A 16,194-nucleotide genomic window follows, 5' to 3' on the forward strand; every position below is an offset into this window, starting at 1 on the left:
TCTGGCGTGGGGGCCGGGGCCGCGGGTCAGTGCCCGTGGCCCTCGGTGATCTCGCGGCACTCCTCGGCGGCGGGCTCGGCGATCCGGGCGTGTTCGCCGTGGAATCCGCGGGACAGCCGGGCGCGGGTGCGGTTGAGCACGCCCGCGCTCCGGGCGACTCCATTCTCGTCGACGGGGGCCGGCAGTTCGAGGGGGAGGGGCTGCTCGTGTGCGGTGAGCCGGTGCAGTTCGGCGGGCGCGAGCCCGGCGTGCACCTCGGTGAACTCGCCGTGCGGCAGGCGCCTGACGACGCCGGTCTCGCGTCCGTGCAGCACCTTGTCGCGGTCGCGGCGCTGGAGGCCGAGGCACCAGCGCTTGGTGATGACGAAGACGGCCACCGGGACGGCGAAGAAGCCGATCCGCACCGCGTAGGTGATGGCGTTGAGCGACAGGTGCAGATGGGTGGCGATGAGGTCGTTGCCGCCGCCGGCCAGCATCACCAGGTAGAGGCTGATCCAGGCGGCACCGAGCGCGGTGCGGACGGGCGCGTTGCGCGGCCGGTCCAGCAGGTGGTGTTCGCGCTTGTCGTCGGTCACCCAGCTCTCGATGAACGGGTGGACCGCGATCGCGCCGAGGATCACCGGGAACAGCGTGAACGGGATCAGCACGCCGAGGTTGAGGGTGTGCCCCCAGAGCCCGACCTCCCAGCCGGGCATCACCCGGATCAGGCCCTCGGCGAAGCCCATGTACCAGTCGGGCTGGGCGTCGGTGGAGACCTGGTCGGGGCGGTACGGGCCGTACGCCCAGATCGGGTTGATGGTGGCGACGGCGGACATCAGCGCGACGATGCCGAAGACCAGGAAGAAGAACCCGCCGGCCTTGGCCAGGTAGACCGGCATCAGCGGCATGCCGACGACGTTCTTCTCGGTCTTGCCCGGGCCCGCCCACTGGGTGTGCTTGTGGTAGAAGACCAGGATCAGGTGCGCCACCAGCAGGCCGAGCATGATGCCGGGTACGAGCAGCACGTGGACGGTGAAGAACCGCGGGATGATGTCGTGCCCGGGGAACTCGCCACCGAACAGGAACATCTGGACGTAGGTGCCGACCAGCGGGATGGCCAGTACCACGCCCTCGATGAACCGGATGCCGGTGCCGGAGAGCAGGTCGTCCGGGAGCGAGTAGCCGAAGAAGCCGTCCAGCATGCCGAGGAAGAGCAGCAGGAAGCCGAAGACCCAGTTGACCTCGCGCGGCTTGCGGAACGCACCGGTGAAGAAGACCCGCATCATGTGCACGAACATGGCCGCGACGAAGACGACGGCGGCCCAGTGGTGGATCTGCCGGATCAGCAGCCCGCCGCGGACCTCGAAGCTGATGTCCACCGTGGAGGCGTAGGCCTGCGACATGGGCACGCCCTTGAGCGGGACGTACGAGCCGTCGTAGATCACCTCGCCCATGGAGGGCTTGAAGAACAGGGTCAGCCAGACGCCGGTCAGGATGATGATCAGGAAGGTGTACAGGCAGATCTCGCCCAGCATGAAGGACCAGTGGTCCGGGAAGATCTTGCGCAGGTTGGCCCTGGCCAGGGTGTGGATCCCCAGCCGGCCATCCGCCCAGTCGACGGCCCGCCGCCCCCGTCCTGGGTTCTGATTCCGGGTCATGTGCACGCACCTCAGTCGGAAGGAAGTGGGGATCATTCCCCGCTTCTCGCTGAGGTCACCATAATCGGGGAGCGATCCCCACTTCTACCCGGGGCGGCTGTGATCCAGACCCGGAACCGCAGACCCCGAAGCGACGCCGCCGCCGACGGTCGGCCCCGGAACCGCCGGCCCCGGAAACGGCGAGCGGCCCGCCCGGCGCCCCAGGAAGGGGACACCGGACGGGCCGCGTACGCACCCGAGTAACCCGCAGGCGTCAGTGCACCATCACCGGCACCTCGTCGTTCTTCGCCGCACCGGCGTCCGAAGCCGACGCCGCGTCCGGGCGACCGGCGTTCACGAGGGTGAAGGCGATCGCGGAGGCCGCCACCAGGATCCCGAAGGACACCCAGATCGCGGTCGTGAAGCCGTGCACCATGCCCTGGAACTGCAGGGCCTGGGCGGCCGCCGGCGACGTGGCCGCCGCGGCGGTCGCGTGCGAGGCCAGCCAACTGGTGGTGGCGCTGGCCGCGATGGTGTTCAGCAGCGCGGTGCCGATGGCGCCGCCGACCTGCTGCGAGGTGTTGACCATCGCGGAGGCGACGCCCGCGTCGCGCGGCTGGACGCCGTGCGTGGCCAGGCTCATCGCCGGCATGAACGCGGTGCCCATGCCGAGGCCCATATGCTGCGTGGGATTTCGAAGCGGGAAGTGATGGAGGCATGGGGGGCGTCAAGGCAAATAAGGGTGCGCCTGGAGTGGACGGCCAGAGTGTCGCTGACTTCGAGAAGGATATGGAGAGCAATCTCTATAAGGCCTGGAACCGGATGTCATCGGGCTCGTACTTTCCACCTCCGGTGCGCATGGTGGAGATTCCTAAGCCGCATGACGGTGGCGCGAGAATCCTCGGGGTTCCGCCTGTCGCCGACCGCGGGCGAAGCCTTCTGAGCTGGGGCGTCAGGGCCTCAGGGCGTCGATGTCCAGCGCGGCCAGCCGCTCCGGGTCCAGTAAGAGGTGGACCCCGCTGATCCGGCCGGCCCGGACGGCGAAGCCCAGCACCGCGACCGGCTCGCCGTCCCGGGCGACCAGCGCGCCCGGGGCGCCGTTGACCAGCACCGCGGCGGCGGTCGGCCCGCCCTGCCGGAGCAGCGCGGCGCGCTCCGCCATCCGGTCCGCGTGGGCCCGCCGTCCGCGTGCAGCTCGGCCGCCGGATTCAGGACGGCCGTCAGCGCCGCCCGGTCCCCGTCGCGGGCCGCCGTGCAGAAGGCGTCCACCAGCCTCCGGCGGCCGACCGGGCCGCCCTCGGCGTCCGCCGCGCGGGCCTCCTGTGCCTGGCGGCGGGCCTGGTCGGTGAGCTTGCGGGTGTCCGCGGTGGTCCGGCCGAGGGTAATCGCGATCTGGTCGACGTGCAGGCGGAACAGCTCGTGCAGCACGAAGGCGACCCGCTCGGCGGGGCCAGCGCGTCCAGCGCGACCAGCAGCGCGAGCCCGACCGACCCGCCCGGCGGCACCGGGTGAGCCGGCCCCACCACCACGTCCAGCAGCCGCTCCGGTCGGGCGTCCCGCGAACCCAGCAGGCCCAGGCAGACCCGCCTGGTCACCGTGGTCAGCGAGGCGGCCAGGTCCGCGACCTCCTCCGGATTGATCCGGTCGAGCCTGACCCAGACCTCCCGCACCGCGGCCTCCGACTCTGCGTGTGAGCCCAGCAGCGGGTAGGCGAGGGCCCTCGTCCGCGGCCGCAGGTACTCGAACTGGCCTGTCTGCCGGTCCTGGTCGGGCACGGTCGCGCTCCTCGGTCCGGAGGGTTCGTCACCGACCGGTGCGCCTGGGCCGTGGGTGGACCTTACTCGGAGAAGCAGGGTGATCACACCGGGTGGTGCCCTACAGGAATGAGCCGGGATCCGATCCGACGCCGGCCGGCTGAACGACGCTGTCCCCCGTCGGATGAACTCCCGACGAGGGACGGCGCTGCGGTTGTTATGGGGTATTGCAGGTGTTACACCGTCTGCTGGGCCTCGAAGACCCAGTGGTGGTTCCCCTGGTCGGAGCACTGCCAGACGTCCAGGCCCTGGCCGTTGGCGGTGTTCCAATTGTTGAGGTTGAGGCAGCGGCCGGAGGCCGGATTGTACAGCGAGTTGTCGTACCGGCGGATCCAGGTCTGGGTGGCCGGGTTGCCGCAGTCCTGCGCGACGACCGGGGTGCCGTCGACGGCCACGGCGTCCGCGGTGCCGAGGCATCGCCCGGACGCCGGGATCTTGATCTGCTTGTCCTTGGTCATCGCGAAGTGCTGGCTCTCGCCGTTCCAGCAGTCGTAGATCCGGAGCTGGGTGCCGGTCGTGCCGCCCCAGCTGTCCAGGCACTTGCGGGTGTCGACCGCGCTGCGGATCTGGATGACCGAGTCGGTGGTGGCGAGCGTGTTGGCCTGCTGGTCGGTCAGGGCGTACGGGTAGGCCCGGACGTCGCTGATCGCGCCGTTGAGCAGGTCACCGGGGGCGGACTTGTTGTAGGTGACGCCGCCGACGTTGAGGCTGCCGGGGGCCGGCTTCCAGCCGCTGGGCACCTTGTCGGAGCCGACGGCCGCGCCGTTGACGTACAGCGTGATCGTCGAGGTGTCGGAGTTGAAGGTGCCGGTCAGGTGGGTCCACTGGCCGACCGCGGCGTTGGTGCGGCCGCTGTGGTCGTAGGCGGAGTACCAGGCCGTGGGGCTGGTGCTGTCACTGCCCGGTAGCACGAAGGCCCAGTTGTGGAAGGTCTTCGAGTACTGGAGGTAGAACGGGCTGGCCACGTCGCCGGTGAGGGAGACGGCGGTCTGGAAGCCGTCGGTGTTGTTGATCTTGACCCAGGCCGAGACGCTGTAGCTCCGGGAGGTGTCGAGCCTGCTGTTGACGGGGGCGGTGGTGCGGTAGACCGACGCTCCGTCGAAGGCGGTGGCCTTGTTGGCGTTGCGGTTGTGGTCCGCGGTGAGCGTGGCCCCGGTCGGGTAGGTGTTCTTGGGGTCGTCGCCGTTCTTGTAGAGCTTGTTGGAGTCCTCGTTGTCACCGCTGGAGTGGTTGTCGAGGGTCCACCACTGCGGGTTGACGGTGGTGTTGGCGATGGTGTTGGGGCCGACCTGCCAGGTGTAGCCGGCGGTCGGGGAGCCGGGGGTGGTGGGCTTGCCCCACCAGATGTCGATCGAGCCGTCGGCCTTGGTACCCCACAGGGCAGCGTTGCCGCTGCCGGTGAGGTCGCCGTCGGAGCCGAGGGTGGTCCAGGTGTCGCTGGGCACGCCGCCGATCTTGGTGGTGGTGGCGATGCCGGTGAGGGTGGGGACTATCAGCGGCTTGCCGGTCGGGTCGTTGACCGGCTGGCCCTGGCTGTCGGTGGCGAGGACGGTGCCGGTGGTGAAGGTGAGGCCGTTGAGGTCGTCCTTGGCGGCGTCCGACGAGGCGGCGAGGTTGCGGGTGAACAGGCCGGGGTGGCCCTGCTTGGCCCAGTCGCCGGAGGTGATGAGTTCCTTGTCCTTCCAGCCGGATGCGGCGAGTCGGACGGGCTTGCCCAGGGTGTTGGCGTTGGTGGCCGGGTAGTACCAGAGGGCGGCGTCGGTGCCGTTGTCGGTGCTCTCGACGGTGAGCAGGCCGGTCTTGTTCTTGAAGCTGAGCTTGGGGTCGAGGTCGGTGTTGACGGGGTCGCCGAGGGCGGCGATGCGCAGGGTGGTGGACCAGTCGTTGGCGTTGTAGCCGGCGGTGGTCAGCCAGGAGCAGTCCTCGGTGGCGGTCTTGGCGCACTTGGGCTTGGTGAGGGGGACCGGCTTGTCGATCCGGCCGTAGACGCCGGTGTTGCCCGGGTTCGGGTAGAGCTTGAGCTCCGGGTCGCCGGGTGCGTGGGCGATGACGTCGTCGATGTTGTTGCCGCCGGTGAGGGTGCCGCGGTGGGTGAGCTGGATGCCGGTCCAGCCCTTGCCGCCGGGGGCCTCCGCCGGGATGGAGACGGCCGAGACGGCCGGGCTCTTGGCGTTCGGGTTGCCCGGGGGGTTGTACGCGCGCAGGTAGCCGGCCTGGTCGGGCGTCAGGATGTCGGGCGCGCCGTCGCCGGTGACGTCACCGAAGACGGGCGGCGGGCCGTCAGGGTTCCACGGGACGTAGAAGGCGTACTGGGCGACCGGCGAGACGTTGCGGGCGTTGTCCATCACCTGGATGTACAGGATGTTGGTGCCCCAGCGGCCCGAGGAGACCGGGATGCCGCCCCGGGGGAAGTCGTTGCCGCAGACCCAGCCCGCGCCGGCGAGCTGAGGGTCCCAGGACCAGCGGGCGCAGGCGACGCCGGAGGCGTTGCCGCCCGGCGCCGGGTCGGCCGCGGTGAACGGCACGAGGCCGGTCTCGCCCGTGCGCTTCTTGGTGACCTGGCCGTTGCCGGACGGCGGGAAGGTGGTCGCCAGGTCGCCCTCGGGCAGCTGGGTGTAGACGTCCGGGACGGAGAGGGTCGGCGGGGTCAGGTCGACGCCGAAGCGGCAGATTGGCGTCGAGGCGGACATCTGGACCAGCTTGTCGCTGGCCATGGTGCCCCAGCCGTAGACGTGACCGTCCTTGATGACGCCCGGCTTGACCTGGAAGGCCGCGTTCCCGCCGTTGGGTACCTCGGCGGTGAAGCCGGAGTCGGCGTCGGCGCTCAGGTCGGCGTAGTCCCAGATGTGGGTCCAGGCGAACAGCGAGCTCTGTGCGTTGCTGCTGACCGTCCCGTTGAGGGTGACGGAGCCGTTGAAGCCGGAGGAGGAGTTGAGCCAGCCGATGGAGTTGCCGTCACAGCCCTGGTTCTCGGCCCACGGCACGGTCGTCGAGGGGACGGGCCAGGCGTACGGGTTGGTCGGGGTGTTGGGCACCCGGTCGTACTCGACCACGACGGCCGGGTTGTAGGTGAGGCGCTTGAACGCCATCGCGTTGGACTCGTTGCGGGCGAACAGGCCAAAGGTGAGGTTGTCGTGGCTGGGGGCGTACTGGCGGTAGACGCCGGTGACGTCGTAGTCGAACTGGGTGTAGCCGCCGCAGCCGTTCTGCCCCGCGCCGCCGACGTCCGCCGAGCCGACTCCAGTGACCACGCCGGGGGGATTGTTCCAGGTGGTGTTGTTGTCGATCGCACCGGTGAGGTTCAGGTCGACGGTGTACTTGTTGGTGCAGGAGAAGTCCGAGGACTTGGCCTCGAAGAACGACATCGTCGCCTTGTTGATGACGATGTCGTTGTACCAGCGGGTATCGAACTGGAAGTAGGACCGTTCGACGCCCTTGGAGGTCTGGTAGCCCTGGTAGCCGACACCCGGCTGGGCGTACTGGTCACCGGAGTTGGCGACCGTACGGCCGAGGTTGTTGGTGCGGGGGTAGGCGGACTGGGTCCAGGCCCAGGTGGTGGCCTCGCGGCGGTCGTAGATCCAGCCGGGGTCGATGAACCAGGGGCCCTGGCCCTTGCCGAGGACGGAGTCGTCGGTGGTCAGCTCGACGGCGTCGGCTGAGGCCGAGGTCCGCATGGTGGCGACCTTGGCGCCGGCGCCGGGGCCGTCGGCGGTGCTCTTCTGCTCCCGGCTGTCGCCGCCCTGGTCCTGCCCGTCTCGCTGGGCGCCGGCGGCCCTGCCCTTGGGGGCGCCGGGGGTGGTGCCGGTGCCGCTGTCCCACATCTGCGGGGTGGGGGCATGCCAGCGGACCTTGCCGTCCTTGGTGGTGGCGGTGAGGTTGCCGGCGTCGTCGGCCTTGACGCTGACGCCCTTGGCCTGCGTGGGGAAGCGGACCTTCTTCAGGGCCGGGTTCTTCGCCGCTTCGGCGGTCTTGACGACCAGGACGGTGGAGAGGCCGCCGAGCTTCGAGGCGGTGACCTTGAGGTCGATGCCGGGGGTGACCTCGGGGTAGACCAGGGCCTCGCCGCCCGGGTCGAGGGTGGGCTTGGTCAGCGGGAAGGGGGAGTCGATGGTGAGGGACTCGCCGTCCGGGCTGGTGAGGGTGCCGAGCGGTCCGTCGCCGCCGCCGGACAGGTGGACGCCGGCGACGGCGGTCTTGGGCCGGTAGCCGCCGTGCTCGTCGGGGACGAGGGTGCCGTCCAGGTTCGCCCAGGCGTTGTTCTGCTTCACCCGCTGGGGTTCGGCGTGCTGGGTGCGGGCGAGGTGGCCGGCGGGGGTGGCGACGGTCTCGCTGTACTCGTCGGTCAACTCCGGCACAGGGACGGGCTTCCCGGTCCGCCTGGCCTCGGCGATGGCCTTGTCCGAGGCGAGTCGGGGCTTCTCGCCAGCGAACTTGGCGTCGCCCGCGGCGATCCGGTCGGCCAGGTCCTTCGGAATCCCTCCGGAGGCCTGGCTGGAGGAGGCCGGGGAGTCGGCGGCGAGAGCCAGGGGCGCGACCGGTCCGACGGAGGTCAGCGCGAGTGCCAGGGTGACCGCGACGGCGTACGAACGCCGAGATGGATATCTGGTTCTGCGCATCCCGGAGGAGGCTCCGGAGGGAGCGGGCATGGTGAATCCCCTTCGAGGAGAGGTGTGAACGTCCGGCCGAGCAGGACGGCCGGATCAGGATCGTTCGTAGAGGTCCTCAGCAAGCTGCCGGATAGCTGACTGGCCGTCAATTGCATTGCCGGGAAGGGTGTCCGATTTGACGGATCGTCCGCCGATTTCGTTGATCTGTGATGTTAATCACAGCCTCAGGGGATCCTCAAGTCGCTCGACCACTGGATCGTTAGCGCCCTACCCTCCACCGAGACCTGTCCGCGCCGAGTCGTGGTGCGGACCTCCCATGGGGGTGGAGATGTCCTCTTTTTACGAACGACCACCCGGTGACACCGGGTGGGACAAGCGGCCGTCGAGACGGCGCAGATCCCGATTGGGAGCTGTCAGTTCGCTTGCAGTTCTGACCGTCCTGGCGGCTCCGCTCGGCACCGCCGTCGCGGCCCCTGCAGGCAGTGGTGCGGACAAGGGCCGGATCTGGTCGCCGCCCGGCACACCACTGCCGAAGACGGCCTCGGTGCACGGTGCGGCGGACAAGGTGAAGTCGACTTCGCCGCAGACCGGTTCGCCGAACTGGGTGCCGCCGAAGTCTCTGCGGCAGCCGAAGCAGGGCAGCGCGGACGTCGCGTTGGACGCGGGTGTGGTCGCGTCCAGGCAGGCGGGCGACCTGCCGGTCTGGCTGGCGCCGGCGCCGGGTGGTGAGGCCGCGCCCACCGCCCCGGTGCGGGTGCAGGTCGCCGCGTCGCCCGCAGACGCCTCGAAGGGCCTGCAGGGTACGGTCGTTGCGCTGTCGCGCGACGAGGCGGCGAAGGCCGGCAAGGTCCAGGTCGGGCTCGATCTCGGCGCGATGGGCGTCAGCGGTGACCTCGCCCACCGGGCCCGGCTAGTGGCGCTGCCGGAGTGCGCGCTCACCACCCCGGACGTCGACGGCTGTCAGGCCCGCACGCCGGTCGCCTCGCACTACGACGAGAAGTCGAAGCGGCTGGTCGCGGATGTCGACCTGCCGGCCGTGGGTGGCACGTCGAAGGGCTCGCGGGCGGAGTCTGCGGCCGCGGCGGGTTCGCTGGCCGCGCCGGGTCGGGTGCTGCTGGCACTGGACGCCGCGCCCTCCGGCGGGACGGGTACGTACAGTGCCACGCCGTTGGGGTCCAGCCAGAGCTGGACGGCGGGTAGCGCGTCGGGGTCGTTCACGTACAGCTATCCGATCGTGGTGCCGCCGTCCCTGGGCGGTGGCGCTCCGTCGCTCGCGCTCGGGTACGACTCGGCGTCGGTGGACGGGAAGACGGCGTCGACGAACGCCCAGGCGTCGTGGATCGGCGACGGCTGGGACCTGAGCGCCGGGTTCGTCGAGCGTGGCTACCGCGGGTGCGACAAGGCGGGCATTCCCGGCTCGGGTGACCAGTGCTGGGGTGGGCCGAACCTCACGCTATCGCTCGGCGGGCACTCGGGTGAACTGGTGCCCGATGATGGTTCGTGTGTCGCCGGGACGGCGACCGATGAGCAGTCGCGGTGCACGTGGCGGCTCAAGGGTGATGATGGGACGAAGGTCGAGTTTCTGACCGGCGCCAACAACGGCACCTGGAACGGCTCGTACCTGAAGGTGACGGACACCTCGGGGACGGTCTACTACTTCGGTCTCAACCAGTTGCCGGCGGCGGACGGTTCGCCGGGCAAGACGGGTCCTGAGAGCAAGTCGGCGTGGACGGTTCCGGTGTACTCGCCGAACCCGGGGAACCCGTGCTACGACGGTTCCAAGGGCAAGGGCTCCTGGTGCCAGACCGCTTGGCGCTGGAACCTGGACTACGTGGTCGACGCGCACGGCAACCTGACCACGTACGGCTACACGCCCGAGACCAACTGGTACGCGCGTGGTGGGGCCCAGAACGGAGGCAAGGGCGCGAACACCGCGTACACGCGTGGTGGTGTGCTGTCCGCGATCACCTACGGCCAGCTGCTGTCCGACCAGTTGGGCGCAGGCGGCTCGTACCGGTCCGCGGCCCGGGTCGACTTCGAATCGGGTGAGCGGTGCGTGTCGGGTGCCCCGGTGTGCGACCCGTCGCAGCGCACGGCGGCGAACGCCGCCAACTGGCCGGACGCGCCGCTGGACAAGCAGTGCCAGGACAGTGGTGCCTGCACCAACTACGGCCCCACGTACTGGTCGACGAAGTGGCTGAACGGGATCACGACCTCGATCCGCTCGGGCGGTTCCTACCGCCCGGTGGACACGTACGAGTTCACCCACGTCTTCAAGACGCCGCAGAACGCGACGGAGAACGCGCCGATCGCGTGGCTGCAGTCGGTGAAGCGGACGGGCAAGGACACGGCCAACGGCCAGGCCGAGCAGGCACTTCCGGTGGTGACCTTCGCGGACCTGCTGCTGCCCAACCGGGTGGACGGCCTGGTGCTGGGCCGCCCGAGCTACAACCGCCCGCGCGTGGCCGTGATCACCACGGAGACCGGTGGCACGATCACGGTCTCGTACAAGCAGGACCAGTGCTCGCGCACAGCGGGGCGGATCCCGTCCTCGGCCGACAGCGACACCATGGGCTGCTACAACGTGAAGTGGTACGACACGCAGGTGCAGTCCACGGTGGACGACTGGTTCCTGCGGTACCCGGTGGACACGGTGACCGTCGATCCGAACGGCAACCTCATCGCCAGTTCGGTGCCGATGACCACCTCCTACACGTACGGCCCGGCGGCCTGGCGCCGCAACGACAGCGCGCTGGTCGAGTCCGACTACCGGACCTGGGACCAGTTCCGCGGCTTCGCCAACGTCACCGTGGTGACGGGCTCCGGCAAGGACGGGCCGCAGGCCAAGTCGACGACCAGCTACTACCAGGGCATGGACGGCGACATCAAGGCCGACGGCAAGCCGAAGGCGGCGACCGTCGCGGGCGTGAAGAGCGGCAACCGGACCGACTCCGACTGGATGTCCGGGCAGGTCCTGGAGACGGACACCTACGCGGACGCCTCGGCCGACGCGGGCTCGCCGGTGTCGTACACCGTCAACACCTATGAGAGCCCGGTGGTGAGGGCCACCCACGCGCGCGCTGGCCTGCCGGACCTCGTCGCCCGCTACGGCGCCACCAAGGTCACTACCGCCGCGACCGCCGCGACCACGACCGGCACCCGCACCACCACGACGGTGTCGAACACGGACGCCGGGAAGAGCAACCGGGTCACCACGTCGCTGAGTACGGCCGACGGCACGCCGGACGTGTGCACCCGTTACCGGTACGCGGCCGGCGCGAACTCCCAGATGACCGGCCTGGTCTCCGAGCAGTTCGTCATCTCGGGCGCCAGCGCCTGCACGGCGGACGCGAACGCGGCCAACACCGTCTCCGACAAGCGGACGCTCTACGACGGCCAGGCCTTCGGTACCGCCGGTGCCAAGGCCGAGGTCACGGGCAGCCAGGTGCTGGACGGCTACGACGTCAACGGCGCTGCGCGGTTCGTCACCACGGGCACCAGCACGTACGACCCGTACGGTCGGGCCACCTCGGTGACCGACCCGACGGTCACGGACAGCGCCAACCCTAAGGGTGCGGTCACCACGACCGCGTACAGCTCGGCGAACCCGGGCGAGCTGCCGAACCAGGTGGTCACCGGCACCCCGGCCCCGGCCGGCGCGCCCGATGCGGGCACCGCCCGCACCGCCACCGTCACGCTCAACCCGGCCCGCGCCCTGGTGCTGACCGCGAAGGATGCCAACGGCCGCACGACGACCAAGACGTACGACGGTCTCGGGCGGGTGAAGGCGGTCTGGGCCCCGGGGCAGGACACCGGTGGCAACGCGAACGCGACCTTCGACTACGCCGTCAACGGCAGCTCGGCGCCGTCCACGGTGACGACGAACTCGCTGCGTCCGGGCGGAAAGGCGTACGGGAAGTCCGTGCAGATCGTGGACGGCCTGGGTCGCACCGTGCAGACCCAGAGCGACCCGGCGATCTCGGCCTACCAGGGCCGGATCGTCGCGGACACGTTCTACGACTCGCAGGGCCGGGTGGGCCGCGCGTACAGCGCCTACTACGAGGACACCAACAAGCCGAACACGACCCGGTGGATCCCGGACGGCGCGATGGTGCCGAACCAGAGCGTGGTGCAGTTCGACGGTCTGGGGCGTGCTGTGAGCACGCAGTTCGTGGCGCTGGGCAAGCCGCAGACCACGACGACGACGGCCTATCCCGGTGCGGACCGGGTGGACGTGTCGCCGCCGGCCGGTGCCACCGCGACCAGCACGGTCACCGACGCCCGCGGGCGCAAGACGCAGCTGTGGCAGTACAAGACGGCCGCGGCGACCGGGAACCAGGCCGACGCCGATGTCACCAGCTACACCTTCACGCCCGGCGGTCAGGTGGCCACCCGGGTGGACGCGGCGGGCAACACCTGGAGCTACACGTACGACCAGCGCGGTCGCCAGGTGAAGGCGGACGACCCGGACACCGGCGTGTCGACCCGCGCGTACGACAGTGCGGGGCGGCTGGCGTCGACGACGGACGCGCGTGGGCAGACGATCGCGGTCACGTACGACCTGCTGGGTCGCAAGACCGGGGCGTTCAACGGCTCGGTGGCCCCGGCGAACCAGCTGACCGGCTACACCTACGACACCGTCGTGAAGGGCCAGCCGGCCGCCTCGACCCGGTACGTCGGTGGAGCAGGCGGTACGGCCTACACCAAGTCGGTCAGTGAGTACGACGTGGCGTACCGGGCGACGAAGACCTCGGTCTCCATCCCGGGGTCCGAGATCGGCCAGACCGGGCAGATGAGTTTCGACTACACGGCCGCCTACAACCCGGTCAGCGGATCGATCGTGTCGGAGGGCCGTGCCGCGGCGGGTGATCTGGCCCAGGAGGCGGTGACCTACAACTACGAGGACTTCGGGCAGCTCAACGATGTGAGTGGCTCGGGGTACACCTACCTGCGGCAGGCGGACTGGGATGCTTACGGACGTAACATCCGGGACACGATGAACCCTTGGGGCACCCAGATCGTCGCGACGAACACCTACGACGAGTCGACCGGTCGGCTGCTGACCCAGTACGTAGACAAGCAGACATCATCGACGGGTACGGTTCAGAACACCACGTACGCGTACAACCCGGCGGGCCGGATCACCGCGGTCCGGACGGTTCCGGACAACACTCCGGGTCAGGCGGATCTGCAGTGCTTCACGTACGACTACCTGGGCCGGCTGACCACGGCGTGGTCGGACACCGGGCAGCTCAACCAGCCCACGCCGTCGCTGGCGGGGCAGGGGGTGTGCGCCAACTCGTTGCCCACGAGTGGGGCTTCGACGGCGGGGACCACCACCGTCGGTGGTAGCGCGCCATACTGGCAGGACTACACGTACGATGCGGTCGGCAACCGGACGAAGCTGGTCATGCACAATCCGACCGGTGACCAGTCGAAGGACCTGACCATCGACCAGTCCTTCCCGGCCGCGGGCTCGCGCAACACGCCGACCTCGGCGGCGGGCACGGGCGGTGGTACCGGCGGTGCGCACGTGCCGACCGCGGTCAAGTCGACCTTCTCCAACAACGGCAGTGTGCCGGGCAGTTACCAGTACGACGCGGCCGGGAATACTACGAAGATCGCCAACCCGGGTGCGAACAAGACCCTGGGCGCCGGCTTCGTGCTCAACCCGGGTGAGTCCGTGCGCTCCAGCAGCGTGCAGCTGACCATGCAGACCGACGGCAACCTGGTGCTGACCTCGCTGCGGACCGGTCTGGTGACGTGGTCGTCCGACACGGCGAACCACCCGGGTGCGTGGGCGACGATGCAGGACGACGGCAACTTCGTCGTCTACGACCCGCAGCGGGTGCCGCTGTGGTCCTCGCAGTCATGGGTCGGCCCGAACAGCAAGTTCTTCGCGGTCGTCCAGGACGACGGCAAGTTCATGGTGTACGCGCCGGGTTGGGCCCCGAAGTGGGACTCCCGCACGTGGGCCACCGTGGACGCGGCCAACGGCGCGGACCTGACCTGGGACGCCGAGGGCAAGATCGCCACGCTCAAGCAGGGCAGTTCCACCACCAGCTACGTCTACGACGCGGACGGCAACCAGCTGATCCGCCGCAACCCCGGCAAGGTCACGGTCAACCTCGGCGGTGGTGACGAACTCGCCTACGACACCAACGCCAAGACCAGCACCGGCACCCGCTACTACGCCCTGCCCGGCGGCGTCACTCTCGTCCGCCAGGGCCCGACCAAGCTCACCTACCAGCTCGCCGACCACCACGGCACCGGCACCCTGTCCATCGACTCGGCGACCACCGACGAGAACCGCCGATGGACCGACCCGTTCGGTGTCCTGCGCGGCTCCGGCGCGGCCAACTCCTGGTCCGGCGACAAGGGTTTCGTCGGTGGCCTCAAGGACGACGCGACCGGCTTCACCAACCTGGGCGCCCGGCAGTATCAGCCCAGCACCGGCCGCTTCCTCAACGCCGACCCGCTGCTACTGCCCGACGATCCGCAACAGTGGAACGCCTACGCGTACAGCAACAACGACCCGGTGAACAAGACGGACCCCACCGGCATGGCGCTGGAGGAGTGCGCGACCGGATTTGCCAAGTGCTCCAACATGGGCACCAAGGTCGACACGTCGGAGGCGGGACCGAACTACCAGAAGATCGTCGAGCAGATCAAGAAGGACGAGCCGATCCGCAGGGCGGGCTACGTGAAGTTCGTCGAGCAGAGCCTGTCGAAGCCCCTTCCGAACCCCAACCGGGAGAAGAAGGTGCCCGCGCTGTCCGGCGGTCCGGCGGGCGTCATCGTTGGCCACTCTTCGAAGGAGTTGAGCCACGACGCGCAGCCCACCATCGACTACAGCGTCGGAACCAACTTTGGTTGGGCCGAGTCGATGGACCCGGTGCTCCTGGGGGTGTCCGTGACGCAGGCGACGCAGTGGAGCAAGCAGGTCACCAAGAAGAACACCTTCTCGCACAGCAACAAGGTCGACGGAAGCGTCGGAGTCGAGATCGGCAAGTTCAAGGTCGGGGTGGACACCGAAGCCAGCTGGGAATGGGGCTCCGAGGACAGCACGCAGACGACTGACGGGAAGACCGACTCGGTGACGGCGGACCAGAAGCTGACGCTGCGGCCCACCGTGTCCCACCAGCTGTACGGCTTTTCGCCCATCGTGACCCGACGGGTGTACGAGACGACCTACTACTACGACGATGGGAGGACGGCGACCAAGACGTGGGGGACCGTATACGTCAGCAACTGGGCCCCGGTCCTCTACCAACCCGGGGCACCGGTGCAGGACATCAGGGAGCCGTAGCAGTGCTGGACCGATCGTGACCCAGCACCGCTTCACAGGGGGTCGAAGGAGGAAAATGAGCTGCGCGAGGGGTATCTCCGGGAAGCTTCGCGCCGTTGTCGCGGGTTTGGCGTTCAGCGCCTGCGCGTGCACCACGGTGTCCGGGCAGACCGGCACCGGTGTCGGGGCGACTCCCGCGCCGACGGTGTCGGATCGGTCCGGCCAGATGACGCAGTTGATCCTGCAAACGGCCAAGGAGAGAGGGACGGCGCCTGCCGGTGACACGTTCACGGAGCTTCGGTTCAGCAACGGCTACGGGCCGGAGCTGATCTGGCAGGCGGAGAAGACCGGTGACATCTGTACGGCTTCGGATCGGGTGCTGTCCCGAGGCTGCGTGCCGCTCGCGGAGATTGCCAAGCGGCCGACTCCAGGAGTCGGCACCTTCATCGGTGCCAGCCTGTTCGAAGGCAACTGGTCGGTGCTGTTGATGGCCAACGGTGAAACGGTCGATCGCCTCTCGTGTCAGGGGCGGGACTTCCCGGTCCAGGCCGGGTACTCGATTCCCGTGGACGGCGTGCTCCACACCGTCTACACCGTCGCCATCCCCAGGAACCTCCAGGGCCAGTACCGGGTGGCCGTCCAGCGGGACGGTCAGTCTGCCGAGGAACGACTCGACATCAACATGGAGGAGAACTACGGCAACGCCGCTGTGCAGTGCTGAGCGGCCGACCGTGACCCTGCGGTGCCCCGCCACCCAGCCCGGGAGGCGGGGCACCGCCTTTTCGTCTGCCGGGTGGGGGTGGGGCCAACGCGCCCGGCCCCGGAAACGGCGAGCGGCCCGCCCGGCGCCCCAGGAAGGGGACACCGGA

Annotated in this window: 6 protein-coding genes and 1 pseudogene; 3 read left to right on the forward strand and 4 right to left on the reverse strand. The window is 69.4% G+C overall.

Annotated features, from left to right (window positions below; genetic code table 11):
- Nucleotides 1-26 precede the first annotated feature (26 nt).
- The 3 genes and pseudogenes from ACFVHI_RS19865 to ACFVHI_RS19875 form a co-directional block, all read right to left on the reverse strand.
- Complete coding sequence (locus tag ACFVHI_RS19865) at nucleotides 27-1,637, reverse strand: cytochrome bc complex cytochrome b subunit (protein ID WP_380341136.1); 1,611 nt, start codon at nucleotides 1,635-1,637, stop codon at nucleotides 27-29.
- Between the two features lie 253 nt (nucleotides 1,638-1,890).
- Nucleotides 1,891-2,295, reverse strand: a pseudogene (locus tag ACFVHI_RS19870) (MFS transporter); the annotation flags it as partial.
- A gap of 273 nt (nucleotides 2,296-2,568) precedes the next feature.
- A complete protein-coding gene (locus tag ACFVHI_RS19875; RefSeq protein WP_380341139.1) occupies nucleotides 2,569-2,778 on the reverse strand; it encodes a hypothetical protein in 210 nt (69 codons plus the stop codon).
- A gap of 26 nt (nucleotides 2,779-2,804) precedes the next feature.
- Between ACFVHI_RS19875 and ACFVHI_RS19880 the strand changes: the two genes are divergently transcribed.
- Entirely contained in the window at nucleotides 2,805-3,128 is a 324-nt protein-coding gene (locus tag ACFVHI_RS19880; protein WP_380341141.1) for a hypothetical protein, read from the forward strand.
- 478 nt (nucleotides 3,129-3,606) lie between these two features.
- Here ACFVHI_RS19880 and ACFVHI_RS19885 read toward each other — a convergent pair whose 3' ends face one another.
- Entirely contained in the window at nucleotides 3,607-8,076 is a 4,470-nt protein-coding gene (locus ACFVHI_RS19885; RefSeq protein ID WP_380341143.1) for a LamG-like jellyroll fold domain-containing protein, read from the reverse strand.
- Between the two features lie 364 nt (nucleotides 8,077-8,440).
- Between ACFVHI_RS19885 and ACFVHI_RS19890 the strand changes: the two genes are divergently transcribed.
- Both ACFVHI_RS19890 and ACFVHI_RS19895 read left to right on the forward strand, forming a co-directional pair.
- Nucleotides 8,441-15,346 (forward strand): RHS repeat-associated core domain-containing protein, encoded by a 6,906-nt coding sequence (locus tag ACFVHI_RS19890; protein ID WP_380341146.1) that lies wholly within the window; start codon nucleotides 8,441-8,443, stop codon nucleotides 15,344-15,346.
- 55 nt (nucleotides 15,347-15,401) lie between these two features.
- On the forward strand, nucleotides 15,402-16,046 hold the full coding sequence (locus ACFVHI_RS19895; RefSeq protein WP_380341149.1) for a hypothetical protein: 645 nt from the start codon (nucleotides 15,402-15,404) through the stop codon (nucleotides 16,044-16,046).
- Nucleotides 16,047-16,194: the final 148 nt, after the last annotated feature.

The organism is Kitasatospora sp. NPDC127121 (genome assembly GCF_042677305.1).
GTDB lineage: Bacteria > Actinomycetota > Actinomycetes > Streptomycetales > Streptomycetaceae > Kitasatospora.